The following is a 21,395-nucleotide window of genomic DNA, read 5'->3' on the forward strand; positions in this document are numbered from 1 at the left end:
CGCTCAGCCGGCCGTCGTCGGGGCCAGGGCGAGTGCCGCCTCGATCGGGTCGGCGCCGGGGCGGGGGTCGATGACGGCCAGGACCGGGACGGTGACGCCCGCCGCGACGTAGCGGGCGATCCGCGCCCGGCACTCGGCCGGTTCGCCGTGCACGATCAGGTCGTCGAGCACCGCGTCCGGGACCAGGTCGAGGGCCCGCTTGCGGTCGCCCTCGGCCCACGCCTCCCACATCGGCGCCAACTGCTCCTCGCGCCCGAGCCATCGGTGGAAGTCGGCGTAGACCGGGACGGTGAGGTAGGCGGTGATCATCCTTCGGCCGATCGCCCGCGCGGTGTCCCGGTCCCCTGTCGGCACGACGAAGATCCGCGCGACGATCTCCTTGTCCGGGCCGCCCTCGCGCACGTACGGCACCACACGTTCGACGTCCTTCGCGGAGAGCCAGTTCAGGATCGCGCCGTCGGCCTCCCGGCCGGCGAGCCGCAACATGCCCGGGCGCAGCGCGGCGACCAGGATCGGCGGCGGGCTCTGCGGCGGCCGGGACAGCCGGAAGCCGCGCACCGCGAAGGTCTCGTACTCCTCGGTGACCTTCTCCCCCGCGAACGCCGCGCGCAGGAACCGCACGGTGTCCCGCACCCGCTGATAGGGCCGGTCGAACGCGGCCCCGTTCCAGCCCTCGACGATCGGCGCGGAGCCGGCGCCCAGGCCCAGGTGGAAGCGGCCGGGGGCCACCTCGGCGAGCGCCGCCGCGCTCATCGCCAGGGTGGCCGGGCCGCGTGTGTACGGCGAGACGATCGCGGTGCCCAGGCGCACGTCCGGGTCGGCGAGGGCCGCCACGGTGAGCGGGGTGAAGCCGTCCGAGCCGTCCACCTCGGCCGACCAGACGTCGGTGTAGCCGGCCCTGCGCAACTCGCGGATCAGGCGCGGGTGTTCGGTGAGCGGGGCGTCGAGCGGAACGGTGATCCCGAAGCGGGCCTGATCCATGCGTGCTCCTCCGCGTACTCCCGAAGACGGTCGTGGTGGTCGATCAGGACTACCACAGCGCGGGCGTGCGCACGACGCGCCGCTCAGGCTTCGCGTGCGTCGGCAGCCGGGCGATCGGGCGGGAGGCGGACGAACAGCGTGCCGACGCCCGCGCTCGCGAACAGGGCCGCCAGGACGCCCCACCCGATGCCGCCCACGGCCTGGAGCAGTCCGGTGATCAGGATCGGGCCGAGTACGTGGCGCCCGACCGAGCGGCCCATGCCGAACGCGGCCAGGTATTCGGCCCGGCGGTCGTCCGGTGCGACGGCGTAGGACAACGTCCAGGCGGCGGACACCGCGATCACCTCGCCGCAGGACAGCAGCAGTACGCCGATCGGAAACACCACGGCGGCGGGGGCCCGTTCGGCCGACCACAGCAGCACGCACGCCGCCGCGAGCAGCGCGCCGGCCGCCACCTGGCAGCGCCGCGCGGCGCGGACCGACATCGCGAGCCGGGCGGCCGGCATCTGGCACACCACGCCGAAGACGGTGTTGACCGCGTACAGCGCGCCGAGCCAGGACGCGGACAACCCGCCGCGGGTGGTCAGCCACAGCGGGATGCCCAGATTGAGCACGGGCAGCCACAGTTGGAGCAGCGTGTCGATCGAGGCCAGTCCCCACACCCGCCGATCGCGCAGCGCGCCCCACCCGGACACCCGCGTCGCCGCGCCTCGGGCCGGCGGCACCGGGATGGTCGCGAGCAGTGCGGCCACGAGGACGAAAGCGGCGGCGTTGACCAGCACGACCGCGCGAAACGCCGCCGCGTCGTCCAGGCCGATGGCCAGGCCGCCGAGCGGGGCGCCGAGGCTGATCCCGAGGTTGGCCACCGTGCGGTAGGCGGCCAGGGTGCGCACCCGGTCGGCGCCGTCGGCGAGTTCGGCCACGAACGCCTGGGTGAGCGCGGACACGCTCTGGTCGGCCGTGGTGACCACGGCGACCGCGACGAGGAAGCTCCACCACTCGCCCACGGCCGCGTAGCCGGCGGTGCCGGCCGCGCGGGCCAGGTGCAGGGCGACCAGGGTGTTGCGTACCCCCACGAGGTCGGCGAGCCGGCCGATCGGCACCGCCGTACCGAGCGCGATCAGTCCGGCCAGCCCGAGGCCGAGACCCACACCGCCGGTGGACAGACCGACGATTCGGGTGAAGTAGACGGCGGAGAACGCAACGAACAACCCCACGCCCAGGTAGTCGACCAGCCCCACCCCGAGCAACCGCCGCACCGGACGCCGGACCCGGACTTCGGCGCGGCCCCCCGCGGCCTCGACTTCGGTCGTGTCCTGCCCGACTTCCGGTCCGTGCACATTATTCTGTGTCATGGACACAGTATTTTGGACCCAAGGACACAATCGCGCCATGACCGATCCCGCCGAAGCCGTCGGCTACACCCTCGCCGCCAATCTGCGCGCCGCCCGGCAGGCCCGGGGCTGGCGGCTGGACGAACTCGCCGGCCGCTCCGGGGTGAGCCGCAACATGCTCCAGCAGATCGAGACCTGCCGGACCAACCCGAGCATCGCCACCCTGGCCCGGATCTCGGCCACCCTCGGCATCCCGATGGGCCGGCTGGTCGAGCCGCCCGAGGAACTGGGCCACGTGGCCCGCCGCGACGACGCGCCGACCCGCCCCGGCGGCCGGGAGAGCGTCTTCCGCCTGCTGATCAACGACACCACCGCGCCGTTCACCGAGCTGTGGGAACTGCGCCTGGCGGCACACGACGAGGTGTCCGCCGACGCGCACCCGACCGGTACGCGTGAGCTTTTGCACGTGCACGAGGGCACGGTGACCGTCGAGGTGGGCGGCGCGACGTTCACCGTCGGCCCCGGCGACGCGCTGCGGATGCGCGGCGATCGGCCGCACGTGTACCGCAACACCCGCGCCGAGCCGGTCCGGCTGACCATGACCGTGGTCTACGCGGGTGTGCCCGACCCCCGCTACCGGGAGGTCGGCGCCGCCGCCTCCCGAGGCACCGTGGCCTGGTAGCCGGCGAACAGCGGCACGTAGCCGGTGGGATCCGTCACCACACACGCGAACGGCCGGTCGAAGCACACCGGACGCGGCTTGGGCGTAAAGCTCACGGGAGTGAGCGTGACGGCGCTCACCGCCGCCGCCTCGACGCCCTCCTCGGTGACCCGCAGCAGCGACTCCTGGACCATCGCGTCGATCCGCACCGGCTCGTCGGTCGCCCAGCGAAAGTCCGCGGCGTCGCCCAGCGGCGCCGTCACGCCCAGCGCCCGCAGCCGGGGCACCACGTCGAGCCGGGTGCGCAGCTCGAAGCGCGGTACGGCCACCTCCACCGCCGCGCCCTCGTACGGCGTCCCCGTCTCGCGCGGCGCCCACCCGGCGGTGATCACCGACGCGGGCGGGGCCTGCGCCGGGCCCAGCGCGAAGCGCACCCGTGCGGGCCGCTCCCCCACACACGGCAGTTCCACCACGGTGACCTCGCCGTCGCGGCCGTCGATCGTCCACACGTCGGCGGCGGGCACCTCCCGGTGCATCATCGGGACCGGCGCCCGGGTGCCGTCGGCGGCGTGGAACGGCCGATCGCGCGTGCGCGCGGGATCGAACCCGTCCCGCCAGCGGGCGCGCAGCGCGAGCGCGCCGACCACGAGCAGCCGCGTCGCCTCGGAAATCCGCACGGGTATCCGCTCGATCAGCCCATCCGTGGCCCGCGCGACCCACCGGTCCAGCGCGGCCGGATCCACCGGCGACCCGAATTCGACCTCCGCCAGCGCGGCCCGGAACTCCGCCCGCAGCGGCGCCGCGCTCCACACCCCGGTGGCCACCGCGAGCGCCTCGATCCCGGCCAGCTCACGCGCCACCGCGTCCACCGCGGGCGCCGCCTCCGGCCAGGCGAGACCGACCACGTCGGCCAACTCCTCGGCGGTGTCCCCGTCCGCGCCGACGGCCGGCACCGCGAGCGCCAGCCACAGGCCGGTCGGCGAGCACACCACGTCGCCACCGGCCGCCCGCACCCCGGCGTCGCTCAGCATCGCGTCGAGCAGACGCGAGGCCAGCTCCCGTACGGCGCCCGCGTGTTCGCGCAGAGCCGGTTCCATCTGATCACCCTTGTCGTCGCCACGTCGTCGCTGCCCGGAGGTGTTCGGTGTCCCCCGGCCGAGGAGATGTATGCCTCCCGACCGTAGTGTCGTGCGTCATGGACGACTTCGGCGGGGACGTGGAGCTGCGCAGACTCATCGACCGTCAGGCGATCCGCGACGTGGTGTCGCGGTACTGCCGGGGCATCGACCGGATGGACCTCGACGCCGTCCGCGCGTGCTACCACCCCGACGCCACCGACGAACACGGCGCCTTCACCGGGACGGTGGACGAATACCTCGCATGGATCGGGCGATTGCTCCCCCGATACACCTCGACCATGCATCTGACCGGCAACCACCTGGTGGACTTCCGCGACGACACGCCCGATCTCGCCCGTTCGGAGACGTACGGGATCGCCTTCCACCGCAGTGCCGACCCGGCGCCGCGCGGCAACCTGACCACCGGCTTCCGCTACATCGACGACTTCGCCCGGCGCGACGGCGTGTGGCGGATCGCCCGCCGGGTGGCCACCACCGAGTGGGTCCGGGTGGACGACGCGGCCGGGCAGTGGCCGGTGCCCGAGGGGCTGCGCACGGGCCGACGCGATCGCACCGACGCGGTGTACGCGCCGTTCCCCGCCGACCCGGGCCCGCCGGCCTGATCGGCCTCAGCCGATCGGCTCCGCCGCCTCCATCGCCTCGACCGGCTCCACCGGAGCCACCTGCTCCACCGGCTTGCGGAACACCCGGGTCGCGTGGATCTCGCCGACGATCTGCGGCGCGTCCGGCTCCTGCGGCACCGGCAGCCCGGGCCGCAGGTGCTCCTCGACCGAGATGTACTTCAGCCCCGCCCGCAGGTCGGCGTCGTTGCGCAACCGCACCACCAGCGGGAACTCCGCCAGCGCCGTGGTGTCGAACAGCCCCGTGGTGTACACCAGTTGCACTCCGAGCGCATCCGCCACCGCGCGCTGGAGCTCCAGCAGATACGACGCGTTGGCCCGCCCGATCGGGTTGTCCAGGAACAACGTCCCGGCGTGCCGGTGCCGGGCCCGGCCGCGGTCGTTGCTGCGCAGCGCCGCCATCGTGCAGTAGAGCGCGATCGCGGCGGTCAGCAGCTGGCCGCCGGAGAACACGTCGCCCATCTGCCCCACCGGCACCCGTTCGGCCCGCAACACCGAGTCCGGCTTCAGGATCTCCACCTGCACCCCGCGCGGGCGCAGCGCCGCGTGCACCCCGCGCAGCAGCAGCGTCATCCCGTCCCGCCGCACCCCGCCGACCGTGCCGTCGCGACCGCGCCGAATCGTCCGGGTCGCCTCGTCGACCACCTCGCCGAGCGCCTCGACCAGGGCCGCCGCGTCCGGCTCGTCGAAGCGGATCCGCAGGAACTCCTGCCCGGACCACTCGCCCAGCTCCTCCGGCAGCCGGGACAACCGCTGCGCGGCGCGCAGCGTGGTCAGCGCGGCCTCGACCATCCCGCGCATCCGGTCCACGATGCTGTCCCGGTTGCGTTCGATCTGGCGCAGCTCGTCGGTGAGCACCCGCAGGCGCGGCGCGAACGCCGCCGACCAGGCGGGCGCATGCTCCGCGAGCGCGGCCGGCGGCAGTTCCCGGATCTGCTGCCGCGCGGGCATCCGGACCTGCTCGAACCGGGTCGCGCCCGCGTGCCGCACCAGCGTCTCGGTGCGCTCGCGGACCTGGGCCTCGGCGGCGGACAGGTCGGCCGCGGCGGCCCGCAGCGCGCGCCGGCACGTGGTCGCCGCGTCCCGCGCGTCGGCGACCGGACCCGCGAACGGCGTCGCGGCCGGCTGCTCGGGGTCCACCGGCACCGCCGGCAGCGTGTCCGTAAGGGAGCCCGCCACCTCGCCGAACGCGCCGGCCGCGTGCTCCGCCTCGGTGTGCTCGCGCACCAGGCGCCCGTGCGTCTCGCGGGCCGACGCGACCTCCTCGGTCCGGGTCGCGTGTTCGGCGCCGGCGGCCCGCAACAACTCGTGTGCGTGTGCGCCGTCGCGGGGTCGCTGCTCCTCGGGCAGGTCCAGGTGGTGCTCGTGGCCCTCGGCGGGCGCGTGCCGCTCCACCTCGCCGCGCAGTCGGCCGAGCAGTTCGCTGGCCGCGTCGGCGCGCCCCTCCAGGGTGCGTACGTGGTCCTCGGCGCGGCCGGCGGCGGCCAGGCGCGAGGGGCCGTCGGAGCCGTCGAATCCGTCAAGCAGCTCGGCGGCCTGTCGGCGCACCTTGGCGGTGAGCCGGTCCAGGGTGCCCTGCGCGGCCGACTCCTCGCTCTCCGCGCGGGCCTGCTCGGCCCGCAGGTCGGCGCCCACGCCCACCTTCTCGTACAGCGCGCGGGCGGTGCGGTACGCCTCGCGCAGCGCGGGCAACGACGCCCGCGCTGCGGCCTCGTCGGCCGCCTCGTCGGCACCCGGCTCCTCGGACGCGCCGGTGATCTCGGCACGTTCCTCGCGCAGCGCGCGGGCGGTGCGGCGCGCGTCGTCGGCCGAGCGCTGCGCCTGCCGGCGGTCCTCGTCGGCGGTGCGGGCCAGCAGCCGGTCCGCCTCGGCGCCGGCCTCGTGTTCGGTGGTCTCCTGCTCCAGCTCGCGGATCCGGCGCGCCCACCCGGCCCGCTCGCGCAGCCGGAAGGCGAGTCCGGCCAGCGCGTCGGCGCGGCGGCGCGCGGTCTGCGCGGCGTCCATCCGCCGATCGCGCCGATCCACCGCCTGCGCCCGGTCCTGCTCGGCGGTCACCGCGGCGATCTCGGCGGCCTCCCCCGCGGCCTGCGCGGCGGCCAATTCGACCCGCGCGTCGGCGACCGCCTCGAACAGTTCGTCGAGCCGGCCCGCCGGGCACGCCGCCCGCCACGTCGCCAGGCGTCCGGCCAGCGCCCGATCGGCCTCCAGGCGCGCGGCCCGCTCGCGGATCGCCTCCTGCCGCTCGCCCGCCCGCCTGCGCAGCGCGTCCCGCTCGGTGTCGGCGGCCCGCTCGTCGTGCATCGCCGGGTTCGGCGGCACCAGGAACGTGTCCGCCCGCTCCTCGCCCGGCTCCAACAGCGCCTGCGGGGTGCCCACCGCCACCGCCGAGCGCGGCAGCAGCGCGGCCTCGGCCAGCACGTCCCGGGCCCGGTCCATCGCGTTGTGCATGGTGACGATCACGCCGTCGACCAGCTGCGGGCGGGCCGCGAGCACCGCGGCGTGCCGCTCGGCGGGCACCGACTGGGCCAGGTAGCGCCAGCCCGGCAGGGCCGGAATGCCGTGCTCGCCCAGGAGTTCGACCGCGGCCAGCACGTCGGAGCCGGCGGGCAGCAGGCCGCCGTCGCCCAGCGCGGCCAGGATCCGCGAGTCGTCGGCGGCGTCGGTGCGCAGGTGGAACAGGGTGCGCTCGCCGTCGCCGACCGCCTCGGCGAGCAGTTCGCGCAGCACGTCGGCGGCCCGGTCGAAGGTGCGCGCGGCCTGCTCGCCGATCGCCGTTTCGGCGTCGGGGCCCAGCAGTTCGCGCACCCTCGGCTCGGCGGCCAGCGCCGTCGCGTTGTCGTGCACGGCGGTCAGGTCGGCCTCGGCCACGCCCAGCCGGTCCGCCGCCCGGGCCGCGGCCAACTCGGCCCGGCCGCGCGCGGATTCGGCCTCGCGCACCCGCGCCGCCGCCTGTTCGGCCGCCGCCCGGGCCTCGGTCCAGGCGGCGGAGGCCGCCTGCTCCTCGTCCGAGGCGCGCGCGGCGGACTCGGCCGGGTCGCCGTCGTCGTCGATCCAGCCCGCCTCGACCGCGAGATCGAGTTCGGCGCCCACCTCCACGAGCCGGGCGCGCAGATGCGCCGCCTCGCTGCGGGTGCGCTGCGCCTCGGTGGCGGCGGTGGTGGCGGCCCGCTGCGCCCGCTCGCCCCGCTCCTGGAGTTCGGCCGCGCGCCGCTCCTCGGTGTCCGCCCGCCCCTCCGCCCCGGCGGCGGCCGCGTGCAGCGCACGTACCAGCGCCGAGGCGGCGTCCTGGCGGGCGGCGAGGGCCGGCGCGGCGTCCCGCTCGGCGGCCCGGATCGCCACGTCCACCCGCTCGGCCCGGTCCACCGCGGCCCGGTGCCGCAACACCGCCTCGGTGGCCAGCCAGGCCGCGTGCAGCCCGCGCGCGTCGCCGAGTTCGCGCTTGATCCGGGCGGCGTCCTTCTCCGCCGCGGTCAGTCGCATGCCCGCGTGCCGGTGGGTGATCTCGGCGGTGACGAGCGCCGCGTGTGCCCGGGCCCGCTCGGCGGCGTCCACGGCCGCGGCGGAGTCGGCCACCCGCCGGGCCAGTTCGGCCGCCCGCTCGCGCTCCCGTTCGGCCCGGGCGCCCAGTTCGCGGCCGAGCCCGCGCGCGGCGTCCTCGGCGTTGCGGTGCACCGCCCGTACCCGGGTGCGCCGCGAGGCGGCCTCGCCGACCGCGTCCAGGAGTTCCACCGCGCCCTCGACGAAGTCCCGCTCGGCGGTCAGCTCGGCGCGCTGGGCGAGCTTGACCGCGAACCCGTCGACCAGGTCGGCGAGTCCGTCGGTGTCGGCCGGGTCGGAGACCGCGCGAAGCAGCAGGTCGACGAAGTCCGCGTCGTTCTTGACCGCGAACAGGCCCGCCGCCTCGCCCTCGTCGGCGTTCATCTCGCGCTGGTAGCGGAACAGTTCCGGGTCCAGGCCGAGCACGTTCAGGTGCTCGATCCAGCGGTCGTGGATCTCCTCCCAGACCACGTCCACGTCCGGGTAGACCTTGTGCAGTTCGGTCATCGCGTCGCGGAAGCCGCGCATGGTCCGCCGCCGCCCGCCGACCTGCACCGGCAGCCCGTCCAGGGTGAGCCCGGGCCCGGGTCGGAAGGAGTACCAGCTCTCCGCGAACTTGCGCGGGTCGGAGGAGACCTGTCGGCCGCGCCACTCGCTGACCTTGCCGACCACGACCGTCTCGCCGGTGAGCACGTGCTGCCATTCCAGCGCAACGTGCCCGCAGTCGTCGGCGAGCAGGAACTTGCGCAGCACACCCGAGCTGGCCCCGCCGAGGGTGTTGCGGTGTCCGGGCAACATCACCGAGAAGATCAGCTTGAGCAGGACCGACTTGCCGCCGCCGTTCTCCAGGAACAACACGCCCGCGGGCGCGGGTCGGCGCGGCGGCCCGACCGGCTCGCCCTCGAACAACTGCGCCTGCCTGGGCGCCGGGTCGGGCACGGGCGCACCCACCCCGCGCAGGTCGAGCACGGTGTCGGCGTAACGCGCACCGGCGGGCCCGATGGAGAACAGGCGGACCCGGGACAGCTCGTACATCGGCGGTCAAATCTCTCTGATCGAAGCACAGGACGGAACAGGTCGAACAAACAGGGCGAAACACGCACGTCGCGCGCCACCGGAACAACGCACGCGCGGACGGACGGCCGGGCGGGGGGCGAACGGAGGGTGCGAGGCACACCCGGCGCGGCACGCCCGGACGATCGGGGCCCGTGCCGCACCGCTCGCCGCCGCCCCGGCACGCGGTCAGACGCCGTGGAAGGGCAACCCGGCCCCCGGCACCAGTTCGCCGTCGACCGCGGCGGCCAGCAGGCTCGGGCTGCCGTCGGTGACCGCCACCACGCCCAGCTCCAGCAGCTCCGACATCGCCGCCGAGCCGGCCGTGTCGCGGACCTGGAGCTGGTAGCGCGCCGTGGTGCGGTAGGTGCCGCCGCCGTCGTCGGAGACCCGCTGCAGGAAGCCGGAGTCGACCAGGAACGCCACCGCCTTGGCCACGATGCCCACGGTGGAGGCGGCGAGCCGGCGGGCGTCCTTGGTCGCGCCGGTGGCGCTGCGTCTGGCGTAGACCCGCCAGGCCGCCTCCAGGCTCGGCCCGTCCACCTCGGGGTCGCTGATCTCGCCGCGCAGTTCGGCGCGTTCCTCCAGGCGCCGGCAGGCCTGGCGGACGAAGGCGTCCACGCCGTGCACGCTGAGCCGGCCCACGTAGGCGTCGTCGGCCAGGTCTTCCGGGCGGGGGAAGGCCATCGCGGCCACCGCCAGGTGGGCCAGGCCGTGCAGGAAGCGGTCGGCCGACTCGGTACCGGCCCGGCGCGCGTAGTCGCCCATCCGGACCGCGAACACCGAGTCCTCACCGGCGGTGACCGCCATTCCGGCGCGCGGCGACACCTCCAGGACGACCAGGCCCAGACCCGCCGCGACGGCCGCGGCCAGCGCCGCGAAGCGCGGATCCTCGCGGTGTCGGCGGATCAGGTCGGCGTATTCCGCGTCGCGCGCCGGCAGCAGTTTGGGCTGGAGGCCGAAGGCGACCAGGCGGGCCGCGTCGCCGACGTCGGCGGAGGTGATCGGGGCGGCGTCGGCCGCCGTGTCGTGGGTCATCCGGGGGTGGGCCCTTCCGGCTCGGGTCGCGCGCCGGTCAGAACCGCCGTGCCGATGATCAGGTCGGCGCCGCCGACCTCGGGGTCGTCGAGTTCGGTGCCGTCGTCGACGGCCACGAGCAGAGTGCGATCGCCCTGGCGCAGCGCGGTGCCCACCGGCGGCGAGGCCGCGTGGAACGCGAGCAGCGCGACCAGGTAGCCGAGGTCGGGATCGGCCTCGCGGGCCTCGGCGAGCAGCCCGGACAACCGGCGCGGAGTCTCCGGCGGGATGTCCAGGAGCAGCGCCGCCGCGTCGTGCTGGCGCTCGCTGTACCGGCTGTCGTCGGGGGTGAGCGACACGTCGGGCTCGGGCAGTTCGGCGCCGAGGTGGTCGCGCGGCGCGGGCGGGGTGAGCAACATCTCGGTCAGATCGTGCAGGCGCACCGCGACGGGGGTGCGCAGGCCGGTGCCGGCGGCGAAGAACCGGTCGGTCACCCGGCGTGCGTCGCCGACGGGCAACTCCAGGAGCGGGCGCAGCAGTTGCCCGTACAGGTCGAGCCCGGTGCGGGTGCTCGGCGCGGCGAACGCCTGCCGGTCCTGCTCGGCCCGGAACAGCGGTCCGGCCTCCATCAGCCGGGTCTGCAACTGGGTGTGCCGGCGGATGCAGTCCTGCACGATGTCGACCAGCTCGGCCGCGCCGCGCTTGCGCTCGCTCTCCTCGGCCTCGTCCCGGGCTCGGCGGATGTTGATCAGGATCGCGTTCTCGTGCCGGTAGCGGTCCGCGACGTGGTCGAACGCCTCGTCGATCAGGTCCGGTACGGCCTGGAGCCAGTCCACCGCGCGCACGTTGCGCCGGGTGGCGTCAAGCGCGCGGCGCAGCGATTCGGCGTACTGCACGGTGCGGTAGCGGGCCTGCTCGGCGGCGAACCTGGCCTCGGCGAGCCGGCCGCGCCGGATCAGGTGGTCGAGTTTGACGTCGGCGGCGATCTGCGCGCTGGTCACGTCGGTGTCGAGGGCGCCGACCAGGACGTTGATCGCCTCGTCGGTGGCGCGCAGGAAGATGTGCCCGTCGGGGCCGGGGACCTCTTCGAGGAGCTTGAAGTCGTAGTCGCGCCGGATGTATTCACCCTCACGGGTCCACATGCCGTAGACGGCGCGAAAGCCCCGGTCGACGCTGCCGACGTTGATCAGGTTCTCCAGGACCCAGCGGGCGACGCGCTCGTATTCGGCCGGGTCGCGCCCGGGGGCCTGGGCGGCCACGCGCGGGCGGAGCCGGCTCACGATCTCGTCGTGGTCGGCCCCGGTGTCGAAGTCCATCGTGACCGTGACCAGGTCGATCGCGGCGAGGCCGAGTTCGGCCATCGCGTAGACGGTGTACTCGCCCGCCAGGTTGGCCTTGCGCGCCTCCAGGTCGTGCAGCGGCGCGGTGCAGGCGAGGGCCTTGAGGCGGCGGGCCAGGCCCTCCTCGGTCACCCCGGAGCGGGGGTGCGCCGCGCCCGGGGGCAGCGCCGGGCCGGCGGGCGGCGGCAGCTCCCCGGGCCGGACGGCTCGGGCGGAAACGGTCATGGGAGTAGAGCCTAGGACGTTCGGCCGACAGCTTCGGCGCCCGCCCACCCCGGATGGGGCCGAACGGGGGCGGGGTCGACCGCGGGCCGGCTACATCTCGCTCACATCTCGCTCAGCCTGGCCTTGGCGGCGGTGCGCACCTCGGCGTGTTCGGCCGGGTCGCCCGCGAGACGGCGCAGTCGCGTCACGGCCTCGGGGCGGCGCGCGTCCACATGGCGCGCGGCGATCAGTCGGGTGTCGGCCTGGCAGTCCCAGAGGGCTTCCACGGCCGTCTCGGCGGCGAAGGAGGGCTCTATCCGGGCGAGGGTCTCCACGGCGCAGGCGCGCAGGCCGGCGGAGGCGGCGTCGCGGTAGACGTCGCGGATCAGGTCGAGCGCGTCGACGAGGGCGAGGCGCCCTATGCCGGTGACGAGGTCGCGCAGCCGGAAGTGGTCGGCCTGGTCGGCATCCGCCGCGCCGACCGGGGGCACCGCGGCCACCCTGGCGCGCAACGCGTGCAGCAGAATCGGTCCGTCGGCGGGTTCCCCGGCACCGGCCAGTATCCGCACGGCCACCTCGCCGAGCAGGTCCTCGCGGGCGGCCCAGGTGCGGGCCCGGGCGACCGCGGCGGGGGTGCGCAGGCCGCCGATGGCGTGTGCGGCGGCGAGCCGCACCCCGGTGGGCGCGTCGGGTGCGAGCGCGCCCTCGGCCAGGTCGAGCAGCGCGCCGTCACCCTGTTCGCCGAGGTAGCGCAGCGCGGCGGCTCTGGCGCCGTCGGGTCCGGCCCAGGCCGCCGCCAGGATCGCGCCGCGGTGCTCCGGACCGGCGACGGCGGCGAGCCGTCTGCCGCAGGCGAGCGCTTGGCGTGGGCCGTCGGCGGCCTCGGCGAGCACCTGGTCGACGGTCTGCGCAGGCGCGGTCGGCGGTGTGCCGGTACGCACGGAGCGGGTCAACTCCCAGCGCCACCAGTCCAGGTCGACCTGTTCGACCACGGCGCGCACCCGCTCGTCCTCGGCCGCCCAGATCCGCCACGGGCGCATGCCGGTGGAGCGCTTGACGCAGTCGTAGAGTTCGTCGTCCTCGCCGCGCTCCAGCACGACGTCGAGCATGCCGGTCAGCGCCGCGTCCTGTCCGATGGCGGCGAGCCGGTCCAGCGCCTCCGGCCAGTCGCGGCCCTCCTCCACGTAGGCGCGCAACAACTCGGTCGCGTCGGTGCGGCCGAGGCGGGCGAGCGTGCCGAGGACGGCGAGCGGGAGCGCGGTGCGGTCCGCGTCCTCGTCGGTCCAGTCCTCCTCGCACAGCAGATGTCGGGCGAGGCCGTCGAGGCCGGCGTCGAGGTCCGCGTACAGGCGCGCGTAATAGAGCGAGCGGGACTCGGTGGCCGGAACGGCACGGGGATCGCGGACCACGCAACCGTCGAGCGCGTCGAGCACGGCGACGCGGTCGGCGACGAGGGCCCGCCGGGCGCCCTGTCCGTGGCCGCTGCGAAGCAGGCCGAGGAGGGCGTCATGCGAGGTGATGACCGGATCGAACATGCCGCAAGCATCGGTGGCCGGCAACCCTGGAGCAACAGGATTTAGGACACATGTACCCGTTGCCCGTTGTTTCGACGAACCACCGGGCGCCGTTGTCACCCTTTCGTCACCCGAAGCCATGAACTGTACCGCCTCCGTTGGCCCCCCGGCCGCCCGGGCATGCAAGGGGGGCCGGACGGGTGCGGGGGGCGACCACGTGGGTGTGGGGAGCCGCCGGCAGGGGCCGCGAGGGCGGGCCCGGGGCGGTCAGGGTTGTTTGGGGACCGGGATGCGGGGGCGGTCGCGGCGGACGGTGCCGTAGTCCTCGCCGTCGAGCGCGCCGAGCACACTCGCGGGTACGAAGGACTCCATCGCCCACGCCCGCGTCTCCACGTCGGCGGCGAAGCCGTACGCCCCCCAGACGGGCCAGCGCACGCGGGCGCGCCAACTGCCGTCCCGGTACTGGTGCCAACTCACCAGGGTGACCTCGAGATGCTGCCCGTCCGGGAGGACCATGCGCACCCGGGGGCCGGTCGGGTGCGCATCGGCCTCCTTGCGGCGCTCGCCGACCCGGCTCGGCCGCGGCTCGCGGACGCCGAGCGGTTCCGTGGCCGGCATGGGCGAGTCGCCGCCGACGGCCAAATTCCGTACTGCTGCGGTCTGGCTGCTCACGCGGCCATTGTGCGGCGCCGGAACGATCCGCCGGCCCGAAACGCGTCGCCGCACACACGCGTCCCACCCGTACGGCGCACGGGGGCGCCACGCGGATGGGACGTGTGGGGGGTGCGTCCGGTCAGGAGACCACCCGGAGTTCGGCCGGACCGACCACGCTCAGCCCGAGCACCGCGGCCAGGTCCTCGACGAGGTTCGCGGCCTGGTCCGGAGTCAGTCGTTCCACCGTCCACTCGTCGGTGGGCCGACCGTGCTCGTCGGTGTGCGGGCCGAATCTCAGCTCGATCGGACGTTCGGCGTCGGCGGACGGCAGCACCGGAACCCGGGCCACCAGGGTGACATTGTTCGACATGACGTCGACTCCCTTCGGAGAGCGAAAACGATCGCCGCTGTCATTGCCGGTCACTCCTCACGCTCGCATCGGACACGGACGGTGTCCAGGTGCATCCCGGTGTCACAAGGAGCGTGCCGGGCGCGCCTCGACGCACCGAAAAGCCCCGGCGCGCATCGCGCGCCGGGGCTTCGCTTCGGTCGACCGGTCGTGTGGGGGACCCGGGAGAACGGCCCACACGGACCCCGGGAGGAGGGCCCGCATCGGTCGGAGGTCGGCTAGCCGAAGAAGGCCTTCACCACCGGACCCGCCGCCGAACCACCGGACTTGCCCTTCTCCACGAGCACCGCGACCGCGACGTCGTCCTTGAACGCGATCATCCAGCCGTGGGTCAGGGTCTCGCCCTTCTCGTCGAACTCGGCAGTACCGGTCTTGGCGCCCACCGTGCCCGGGATGCCCTGCAAAATCTTGCCCGAGCCGTTCGCCACCACGCCCTGCATCAGCGCCTTGAGCTGGCCGGCGATCGACGGGTCCAGGGGATGCGAGGGCACCCGGCCCGGCACGTCGTCGGGCGCGAGCACCGGCTGGTTGAACTTGCCGGAGGCGATCGTCGCGGCGACCGAGGCCATCACCAGCGGGCTGGCCAGCACCCGGCCCTGACCGATCATCGACGCGGCCTTGTCGTTCTCGCCGTTGGCCGTCGGCACCGAGCCGTCGAAGGTGACCGTGCCGACGTCCCACTTGGCGCCGATCCCGAACTGGTCGCCGGCCAGCTTGCTCAGCGTGTCGTTCTGGATCTTGGCGCGGTTGCCGATGAAGGCCGTGTTGCAGGACTGCGCGAAGTCGTCCTGGAACAGCGCGTCGGGCATCGGCTTGAGGCCGTCGTAGTTCTTGAACGTCTGCCCGTTGACCACCAGCGTGTTCTCACACGGCACCTTGTCGGTCGGCTTGATGCCGGCCTGCAACAGCGCGCCCGAGGAGACGGTCTTGAAGGTCGAGCCCGGTGGGTAGCGCCCGGTGAAGGCACGATTGTCGCCGTTGGACGGGGTGTTCGCGGCGGCCAGGATCCCGCCCGACTTGGCGTCGAGCACCACGATCGAGGCGTTGTTGCCGCCGGTCACCGACTTGAGCGCCTTCTCGGCCTGATCCTGCACGCCCGGGTCGAGGGTCGTCTTCAGCGACTCCGCCGGCTTGCCCTTGACGTCGACCAGGGTCGCCTTCTCCGCGCCGCCCGCGTCCACGACGGTGATCTTCAGGTCGGCGACGCCGGCCAGCTTCTTCTCGTAGCGGTACTGCAGACCGGAGGCGCCCACCTGGTCCGCCGACGAGGCGCTCGGATCGGCGTTCTTGAGCAGGTCGGCGTTGTCACCCGAGGCGACCGTGCCGACGATCTGCTTCGCCACGTCGCCGGATTGGGTCGCCCCCTCCTTGACCTGGATCCCGCCCAGACCGGCCAGCTTGACCTGGCCGCCGCCGTCCCACTTGTCCTTGCGCAGCGTCACCAGGGGCAGCGACTGGTTCGGATCCGCCGCCGCGACCCGGCCCTTGAGCTTGGGGATGTCCAGGTCGAACATCGGGTCCGACAGCGCCGCGTACAGCGCGTCCGCGTTGGTGATCTTGGCCGGCCACAGGGACAACGCCACCACGGGCGTCGTGGTGGCCAGCGACTTGCCCGAGCGGTCCAGGATCTCGCCGCGCTTGGGCAGCGTACGATCCCGCTTGATCTTCCCGCTGTCCGCCAGTTGCGGGTGCACGATGGTCTGGGTCCAGTGCACGGTCGTCTTGCCGTTCGCGGTGACGATCGGGACCGTGGACGCGATCTTGACCGGGTCCGCCACCCCCTTGAGGGTCAACGTCGCGTTGTACGCGAGCGTGGCCGGCGCGTTGTCCTTGCCCTTGGTGTAGGTGCCGGCCTTGTACTCGGCCTTGACGATCCCCAGTTGCTTGCTCGTGGTGTCGAGACCCTGCTTGGCCGTGGCGGGGTTGTCCGTGAAGGACGCCGCCTTGGTCAGGTCGCCGCTCTGCCACGCGGTCAGGAAGTCCCTGCCCGTCGTCTCCGATGTGTCCTTCTTGTCTTCTCCGCCGCTGCACGAGGTCAGCCCGGCGACCACGACGACCGACACCATCAACGGCACGGCCGACGGCAACCGTCGCATCCTGCTGCCCACCAGATTCCTCCCGTACGTTCCGCGAACCCCCGACAACCGCCGGCGGCCTCCGGTCACGCTACCGGGGCCGTCGGGGCGAATCGGTCATCGGGCAGGTGTACGACCCACTTGTGACCTGGTTGTTGAGGTGCTCCGAACGAGGGAGTGAGGGATCGCCCTCAACCCTGCGCGAACGGGAGCCGAATTCCCCGCGGGAGGAAACCGGTCTCTCATCCGATGCGTCGGTAGGAGCAAGAGGGTCAGCCGGGACGGGGGCCCCGCATTGACCGTTGGCACCGTCGAGCAGGAGGAGAACGGGGCGATGGGGACCACACGGATCGCCATACCGACACCACCGCGTTACGGGTGGCAGGAGGACGCGGCATGCAGGGGCCTGGACGCCGGCCTCTTCTTCGGCGACGACCAGGAGCGACCCGGCGAGCGCCGGGCGCGCGAGCGGGTCGCCAAGAAGGTCTGCATCTCCTGCCCCGTGCGGCGGCGCTGCCACGAGCACGCGATGTCGGTCCCGGAACGCCGAGGTGTGTGGGCGGGTCTCGGCGAGACCGAACGCGCGGCACTGTTGCGCGAGCAGGAGCAGGAGCAGGGACACGACCGGGAGGAGACCACGACGGCGGCCTGACCGGGCCGACCGTCGGGTCCCGCCGCGGACGCCGGTGACCGGGGGGTCACGCCGGCAGATCGTCCTCGGTGAGCAGACCACGCACGTCCAGTCGGGCCCGCACGTGCGGTGCGCAGGCGTCCACCACGACCGCCGCGCCGATCCATTCGGCGCCGGCCTCGGTGACCATGCGGCGCACCGCGCTCGCCTGTGCGCCGGTCTCGATCCACTCGTCGACGAGCAACACCCGGTCGCCCGGGCGAAACAACCGGCCCGGGACCACGAGGGTGAGGCCGCCGTCCTGGTATTCGGGCGGGGTCGCGGCACGCAGCATGGGATCGGCGGCGAGCCCCCGGTGCTCGCCCACGATCCGTCGATCCTTGCGGATCTCCACGAAGCCGACGCCCAGATGCAGCGCGGTGATCGGACCGAGGACGAGGCCGCGCGTCTCGATGCCGACGATCAGCGTCGGCCGCGCGTCGGCGTGCAGGGCGCCGAGCCCGGGACCGAGCATCGCGAGCAGTTCGGGGTCGTGCCACCACTCGGACGCGTCGGCGAAGGTGCCCCACGGGGTCTCCCGCCAGGTGAACGCGTCGGCGAGTCGGCGCGCGACCGCTCCCAGGCCGCCCTGACGACTCGTCACCTCGGTGCCACCCCGTCTCGTCCCCCGCACCGACCCGTGTCGATCTTCGACCGAACAGACTACCGAAACGCCCACGCCCCCACGCCCGGCCCACTCGGCACGCGGGGGTTTGGACGGCGCACGATCGATACCCAGGCAGGCCCGTCCGCCCAGCGCCTGCCACACGCGCCTCGGGCTGCCGGCGGTTGCCGCGCGCGGACCTGGGCCGTGCTCGGTTGCCCCACGCAGCCTTCGGCGGCCGTTGGCGCGCGCGGACCCGGGCCGCCTGCCGTTGGTGCGCGCAGGCTTGGGCGGTCTGTGGTTGGTGCGCGCAGGCTTGGGCAGCAGCAGTTGGCGCGTGTCGGGCTTGAGCGGTCCTGCGGTTGCGACACACAGGCTTCGGGAGCGGGTGGTTGCCGCACGCAGCCTTCGGCAGCCGTTGGCACGCGCGGACCCGGGCCGCCCGCGGTTGGTGCGCGCAGGCTTCGGCAGCCGCCGTCGGCGCATGCCGGGCTTGAGCGGTCCTGCGGTTGCGGCGCACAGGCTTCGGCAGCCGTTGGCGCATGCGGGGTTGGGCGGTCGGTGCGCGCGAGCTTGGGCCACGCTCGGTTGCCGCACGCGGGCTTTGGCAGCCCGTGGTTGCTCTACGCGGCTTGGGCTGCCTGCGGTTGGTGCGCGCGAGCTTGGGCCACGCTCGGTTGCCCCACGCGCGGACTTCGGCAGCTTGTGGTGGCTGCGCCGCTTGGGCCGGCCGCGATGGACGCGCGAGTTTGGGCCGCGTTCTTCGCCGCACGCAGACCGGGCTGCGGTTGCCGCGCGGACTTGGGCCGCCTGCGCGGGACGTGATGGCCTGTGGTTGCCGACTGTGGGCGACGGCAGTCGGGTGGTTCGGCTGCCGTCGCCGTATGGTCAGTCGGTGTCGGGGCGGTCCAACGGCTGTTCGACCAGGGCCAGTACGCGGCTGGCCATGAACCGTGCCGTGCGCACCACCGTGCCCGTCCGGGTCAGCTCGCTCACCTCGACCACGCCGCGCCGGACCGCGACGTCGAGCCGGCGCCCCGCGCGGGTCGCGGTCATCTCGTAGGTTTTGGTGCTGTCGCCCGCGTCGACCACTATCTCGACCCGATCGCCCTTCATTCGTGCCCCCTTCGACCGATTACCTCCATCTTCTCCCACAGGTCCGACATCGGCGGGCGCTGCGGCGGGGTGGTCCGGCACCGACTCCGGGGCGCCTTACCGCGCCGGGCGCCGGGGTTCCTCTAACGTGTCTCGCACAGGGAATTCGGGCAGACGAAACCCGGACGACGGCACCACGCGAGGGGATCGGGCACACATGACGATGGTGCGGCTGCGACGGCAGGATCCGCGCATCGTCGGTTCGTATCGGTTGCTGCGTCGTCTCGGGGCCGGCGGCATGGGCGTGGTCTACCTCGGGGTGGACCGGCACGGCACCCGGGTCGCGCTCAAGCTGATCCGCCAAGAGCTGGCCGGGAACCCGGAGTTCCGCTCCCGCTTCGCGCGCGAGGTGGCCGCGGCGGCGATGGTGCGCGGCAACCGTACGGCCGCCCTCGTGGACGCCGACGCGGGCGCCGACCGGCCCTGGTTGGCCACCGTGTACGTGCCCGGCCCGTCCCTCCAGCGCCGAGTCGGCGAACGTGGCCCGATGGGTTGTCTGGACCTGGCCCGGATCGGCTCGGCGGTGGCCGACGGCCTGGTGTCCGTACACGCGGTCGGCGTCGTGCATCGCGACGTGAAACCGTCCAACATCCTGCTGTCCCCCGACGGGCCGCAGATCATCGACTTCGGCATCGCCTACGCGGACGGCGCCGGCACCCTGACCGTCACCGGAACGGCCGTCGGCTCACCGGGATTTCTGGCCCCCGAGCAGGTGCGCGGGCAGACCGTGACGCCGGCCACCGACATCTTCGCGCTCGGTGTCACGCTGGCCTACGCGGGGCGCGGGGCACCGCCGTTCGGGTCGGGGCCGGTGGACGCGCTGCTGTATCGGGTCGTGCACGAGGAACCCGACCTGGAGGGTGTGCCGGAGCAGGTGGTGCCGTTGATCTCGGCGTGCCTGTCCAAGGATCCGCGGATGCGGCCGACCGCCGAGCAGGTCCGTGAGCGGCTGGCCGCGATCGCCCGGCGGCGCGAGGCCGAACGGGGTACGCCGGCGCGCGGCACGGCGGCGGCGCCGTCGACCGCGGCTCCTGCCGCGATGAAGGGCGGCGCGACGCTCGCGGCGGGGCCGAGGGAGCGAGACCGCGAGCGGGAGCGGGAACGGGCCAGGCGCGAGGCGGCGCGGCGCGAGGGGGCACGGCGGGACGAGGACACGCGGGCCGAGCGCTCCGCGGCGCAGCGGGCGGAGACGGGGCGGCCGGAGTCGGGGCGCGTGGAGCCCGGTCGGGGGTCGGCGGAGGGGCACGGCGCGGGTCGGTCGGAGTCGGGTCGGCAGGACGGGGCGCGGCACGAGGCGACGCGTCCGGACGCGGCGCGGCACGACGCACGGGCGCACGGGTCCGAGGGCCAGGGATCCGATCGGCGCAGTGCGGACGGCGGGCGGGCGGACCACGCGGTCCGGCACGAGCCCGGCCGGGGCGACGCCGGGCGGCACGAGCCGCGGCAGGAGTCGGCCCGGCACGACACGCGCCCCGACGGAGGCCGGCACGACACGGGGCGGCCCGACGCCGGCCGCGGCGAACGCTCCGAGGCGTCGCGCGGCTCGACCGCGGAACGCGACCGGGCGGAACGGGCCGAGCGCACGGAGCGGCCGAACCATTCGGATCGTTCGCATCACCCGGATCGCCCGGATGGCAAGCGGCCCGGCCGGCTCGACCACGGCCCACGCTCCCGCGCGGGGTCCGGCACCGGCTCCGGCACGGGAACCGCGTCCGGCACTCCGCGCCGCCGCCGGCCCGAGGAGCGACGGCGGTTGCTCATCCAGCAGTTGATCGTCTTCGTGGTCGTCACCGCGATCGCCGCGTTCGCGATCGCCGCGTTCCAGAGCGACGGCGGCGACGACGGGCCGAAGGTGCCCGCAGCCGCCGACCCGGCCCCGCCGCAGGCCCCGGGGCCGTTCCGGATCGGCCCGGCGCACGGCTCGATCCCGATCGCGGACTGGTCGGACCGCACCTACTCCGACCCGTCGGTGAGCGGCGCCACGGTCACCCTGACCGACGGCACGGCCGTGGTCGGCAGCGACCGGGTCACCCTCGGCGACGTGGTCCCGGCGAGCCTGGACGGCGCCCCGGCGGTGGTCGTGGTGCTCACCCGTACCCCCGGCGCGGGCGGCCCGGCGACGCACCTGGTGGAACTCTTCCGCTTCGCCAACGGCGCGCCGACCACGGTGGCCGCGCTCGCCGCGGGCGCGGATCCGCAAGCCGTCGCCACCCGCTGGACGGTGGTCGAGGGCGGCATCTCGCGCATCCAGTCCTACCTGGACGTCCCCGACGTGACCACCCGCTACGTGGTCGGCCCCTCCGGCGTCCTGGTCCCCACGGCCTGAACACGGCGCCCACCGCCCGAACACGGCCTCCATCGCGCGAGCACGATCCCCGTCGGGGCGGTCCGGGTGATGCGAACGATCCGAGTGATTCGGCCACTCCGC

Annotated in this window: 16 protein-coding genes; 4 read left to right on the top strand and 12 right to left on the bottom strand. The window is 74.4% G+C overall.

What is annotated here, in order from left to right:
- Positions 1–3 precede the first annotated feature (3 nt).
- Both ACFXKZ_RS16680 and ACFXKZ_RS16685 read right to left on the bottom strand, forming a co-directional pair.
- Positions 4–981 carry an LLM class F420-dependent oxidoreductase gene (locus tag ACFXKZ_RS16680; RefSeq protein ID WP_380000963.1) on the bottom strand — a complete coding sequence of 326 codons (978 nt, stop codon included), beginning with the start codon at positions 979–981 and terminating at the stop codon, positions 4–6.
- Positions 982–1,064: 83 nt separating this feature from the next.
- Positions 1,065–2,336, bottom strand: coding sequence for an MFS transporter (locus tag ACFXKZ_RS16685; RefSeq protein ID WP_380000965.1), 1,272 nt, complete (start codon positions 2,334–2,336; stop codon positions 1,065–1,067).
- A 37-nt stretch (positions 2,337–2,373) separates the two neighbouring features.
- Here ACFXKZ_RS16685 and ACFXKZ_RS16690 point away from each other — a divergent pair, with 37 nt between their 5' ends.
- Positions 2,374–2,997 (top strand): helix-turn-helix domain-containing protein, encoded by a 624-nt coding sequence (locus ACFXKZ_RS16690; RefSeq protein ID WP_380000967.1) that lies wholly within the window; start codon positions 2,374–2,376, stop codon positions 2,995–2,997.
- Here the strand turns inward: ACFXKZ_RS16690 and ACFXKZ_RS16695 are convergent.
- The gene (locus ACFXKZ_RS16695; protein ID WP_380000969.1) at positions 2,949–4,073 is read right to left on the bottom strand and encodes a serpin family protein; all 1,125 of its coding nucleotides are present in this window, start codon (positions 4,071–4,073) and stop codon (positions 2,949–2,951) included. The genes ACFXKZ_RS16690 and ACFXKZ_RS16695 overlap by 49 nt on opposite strands.
- A 98-nt stretch (positions 4,074–4,171) precedes the next feature.
- On the opposite strand from ACFXKZ_RS16695, the gene ACFXKZ_RS16700 reads away from it, so the two are divergent.
- The gene (locus tag ACFXKZ_RS16700) at positions 4,172–4,717 is read left to right on the top strand and encodes a nuclear transport factor 2 family protein (protein ID WP_380000971.1); all 546 of its coding nucleotides are present in this window, start codon (positions 4,172–4,174) and stop codon (positions 4,715–4,717) included.
- Between the two features lie 6 nt (positions 4,718–4,723).
- Here the strand turns inward: ACFXKZ_RS16700 and ACFXKZ_RS16705 are convergent, their stop codons facing one another.
- From ACFXKZ_RS16705 to ACFXKZ_RS16735, 7 genes are all read right to left on the bottom strand, one after another.
- Complete coding sequence (locus ACFXKZ_RS16705) at positions 4,724–9,307, bottom strand: hypothetical protein (protein WP_380000973.1); 4,584 nt, start codon at positions 9,305–9,307, stop codon at positions 4,724–4,726.
- Positions 9,308–9,514: 207 nt separating this feature from the next.
- Positions 9,515–10,363, bottom strand: coding sequence for a hypothetical protein (locus ACFXKZ_RS16710; RefSeq protein ID WP_380000975.1), 849 nt, complete (start codon positions 10,361–10,363; stop codon positions 9,515–9,517).
- Positions 10,360–11,907, bottom strand: coding sequence for a hypothetical protein (locus tag ACFXKZ_RS16715; protein ID WP_380000977.1), 1,548 nt, complete (start codon positions 11,905–11,907; stop codon positions 10,360–10,362). The genes ACFXKZ_RS16710 and ACFXKZ_RS16715 overlap by 4 nt, the downstream gene beginning before the upstream one ends.
- A gap of 101 nt (positions 11,908–12,008) precedes the next feature.
- On the bottom strand, positions 12,009–13,421 hold the full coding sequence (locus ACFXKZ_RS16720; RefSeq protein ID WP_380000979.1) for a HEAT repeat domain-containing protein: 1,413 nt from the start codon (positions 13,419–13,421) through the stop codon (positions 12,009–12,011).
- A 246-nt stretch (positions 13,422–13,667) separates the two neighbouring features.
- On the bottom strand, positions 13,668–14,072 hold the full coding sequence (locus ACFXKZ_RS16725) for a hypothetical protein (protein ID WP_380000980.1): 405 nt from the start codon (positions 14,070–14,072) through the stop codon (positions 13,668–13,670).
- A gap of 121 nt (positions 14,073–14,193) precedes the next feature.
- A complete protein-coding gene (locus tag ACFXKZ_RS16730; protein WP_126640696.1) occupies positions 14,194–14,424 on the bottom strand; it encodes a hypothetical protein in 231 nt (76 codons plus the stop codon).
- Between the two features lie 257 nt (positions 14,425–14,681).
- Entirely contained in the window at positions 14,682–16,571 is a 1,890-nt protein-coding gene (locus ACFXKZ_RS16735) for a penicillin-binding transpeptidase domain-containing protein (RefSeq protein WP_380000982.1), read from the bottom strand.
- Between the two features lie 301 nt (positions 16,572–16,872).
- On the opposite strand from ACFXKZ_RS16735, the gene ACFXKZ_RS16740 reads away from it, so the two are divergent.
- The gene (locus tag ACFXKZ_RS16740) at positions 16,873–17,190 is read left to right on the top strand and encodes a WhiB family transcriptional regulator (protein WP_380000984.1); all 318 of its coding nucleotides are present in this window, start codon (positions 16,873–16,875) and stop codon (positions 17,188–17,190) included.
- 46 nt (positions 17,191–17,236) lie between these two features.
- Here the strand turns inward: ACFXKZ_RS16740 and ACFXKZ_RS16745 are convergent, their stop codons facing one another.
- Both ACFXKZ_RS16745 and ACFXKZ_RS16750 read right to left on the bottom strand, forming a co-directional pair.
- A complete protein-coding gene (locus tag ACFXKZ_RS16745) occupies positions 17,237–17,812 on the bottom strand; it encodes a phosphoribosyltransferase family protein (RefSeq protein ID WP_380000986.1) in 576 nt (191 codons plus the stop codon).
- 888 nt (positions 17,813–18,700) lie between these two features.
- Positions 18,701–18,928 carry a hypothetical protein gene (locus ACFXKZ_RS16750; protein WP_380000988.1) on the bottom strand — a complete coding sequence of 76 codons (228 nt, stop codon included), beginning with the start codon at positions 18,926–18,928 and terminating at the stop codon, positions 18,701–18,703.
- 196 nt (positions 18,929–19,124) lie between these two features.
- Between ACFXKZ_RS16750 and ACFXKZ_RS16755 the strand changes: the two genes are divergently transcribed.
- Positions 19,125–21,293, top strand: a complete 2,169-nt coding sequence (locus tag ACFXKZ_RS16755; protein WP_380000990.1) for a protein kinase — start codon at positions 19,125–19,127, stop codon at positions 21,291–21,293.
- The last annotated feature ends 102 nt before the right edge of the window (positions 21,294–21,395 follow it).

The sequence above is a fragment of the Embleya sp. NPDC059237 genome, assembly GCF_042754105.1.
In the GTDB taxonomy this organism is placed as follows: domain Bacteria; phylum Actinomycetota; class Actinomycetes; order Streptomycetales; family Streptomycetaceae; genus Embleya.

What these genes read in the sequence shown, in the direction of transcription:
- ACFXKZ_RS16680 (WP_380000963.1), bottom strand. Translation starts at nt 981, where the DNA reads ATGGATCAGGCCCGCTTCGGGATCACCGTTCCGCTCGACGCCCCGCTC.
- ACFXKZ_RS16685 (WP_380000965.1), bottom strand. Translation starts at nt 2,336, where the DNA reads ATGACACAGAATAATGTGCACGGACCGGAAGTCGGGCAGGACACGACC.
- ACFXKZ_RS16690 (WP_380000967.1), top strand. Translation starts at nt 2,374, where the DNA reads ATGACCGATCCCGCCGAAGCCGTCGGCTACACCCTCGCCGCCAATCTG.
- ACFXKZ_RS16695 (WP_380000969.1), bottom strand. Translation starts at nt 4,073, where the DNA reads ATGGAACCGGCTCTGCGCGAACACGCGGGCGCCGTACGGGAGCTGGCC.
- ACFXKZ_RS16700 (WP_380000971.1), top strand. Translation starts at nt 4,172, where the DNA reads ATGGACGACTTCGGCGGGGACGTGGAGCTGCGCAGACTCATCGACCGT.
- ACFXKZ_RS16705 (WP_380000973.1), bottom strand. Translation starts at nt 9,307, where the DNA reads ATGTACGAGCTGTCCCGGGTCCGCCTGTTCTCCATCGGGCCCGCCGGT.
- ACFXKZ_RS16710 (WP_380000975.1), bottom strand. Translation starts at nt 10,363, where the DNA reads ATGACCCACGACACGGCGGCCGACGCCGCCCCGATCACCTCCGCCGAC.
- ACFXKZ_RS16715 (WP_380000977.1), bottom strand. Translation starts at nt 11,907, where the DNA reads ATGACCGTTTCCGCCCGAGCCGTCCGGCCCGGGGAGCTGCCGCCGCCC.
- ACFXKZ_RS16720 (WP_380000979.1), bottom strand. Translation starts at nt 13,421, where the DNA reads ATGTTCGATCCGGTCATCACCTCGCATGACGCCCTCCTCGGCCTGCTT.
- ACFXKZ_RS16730 (WP_126640696.1), bottom strand. Translation starts at nt 14,424, where the DNA reads ATGTCGAACAATGTCACCCTGGTGGCCCGGGTTCCGGTGCTGCCGTCC.
- ACFXKZ_RS16740 (WP_380000984.1), top strand. Translation starts at nt 16,873, where the DNA reads ATGGGGACCACACGGATCGCCATACCGACACCACCGCGTTACGGGTGG.
- ACFXKZ_RS16750 (WP_380000988.1), bottom strand. Translation starts at nt 18,928, where the DNA reads ATGAAGGGCGATCGGGTCGAGATAGTGGTCGACGCGGGCGACAGCACC.
- ACFXKZ_RS16755 (WP_380000990.1), top strand. Translation starts at nt 19,125, where the DNA reads ATGACGATGGTGCGGCTGCGACGGCAGGATCCGCGCATCGTCGGTTCG.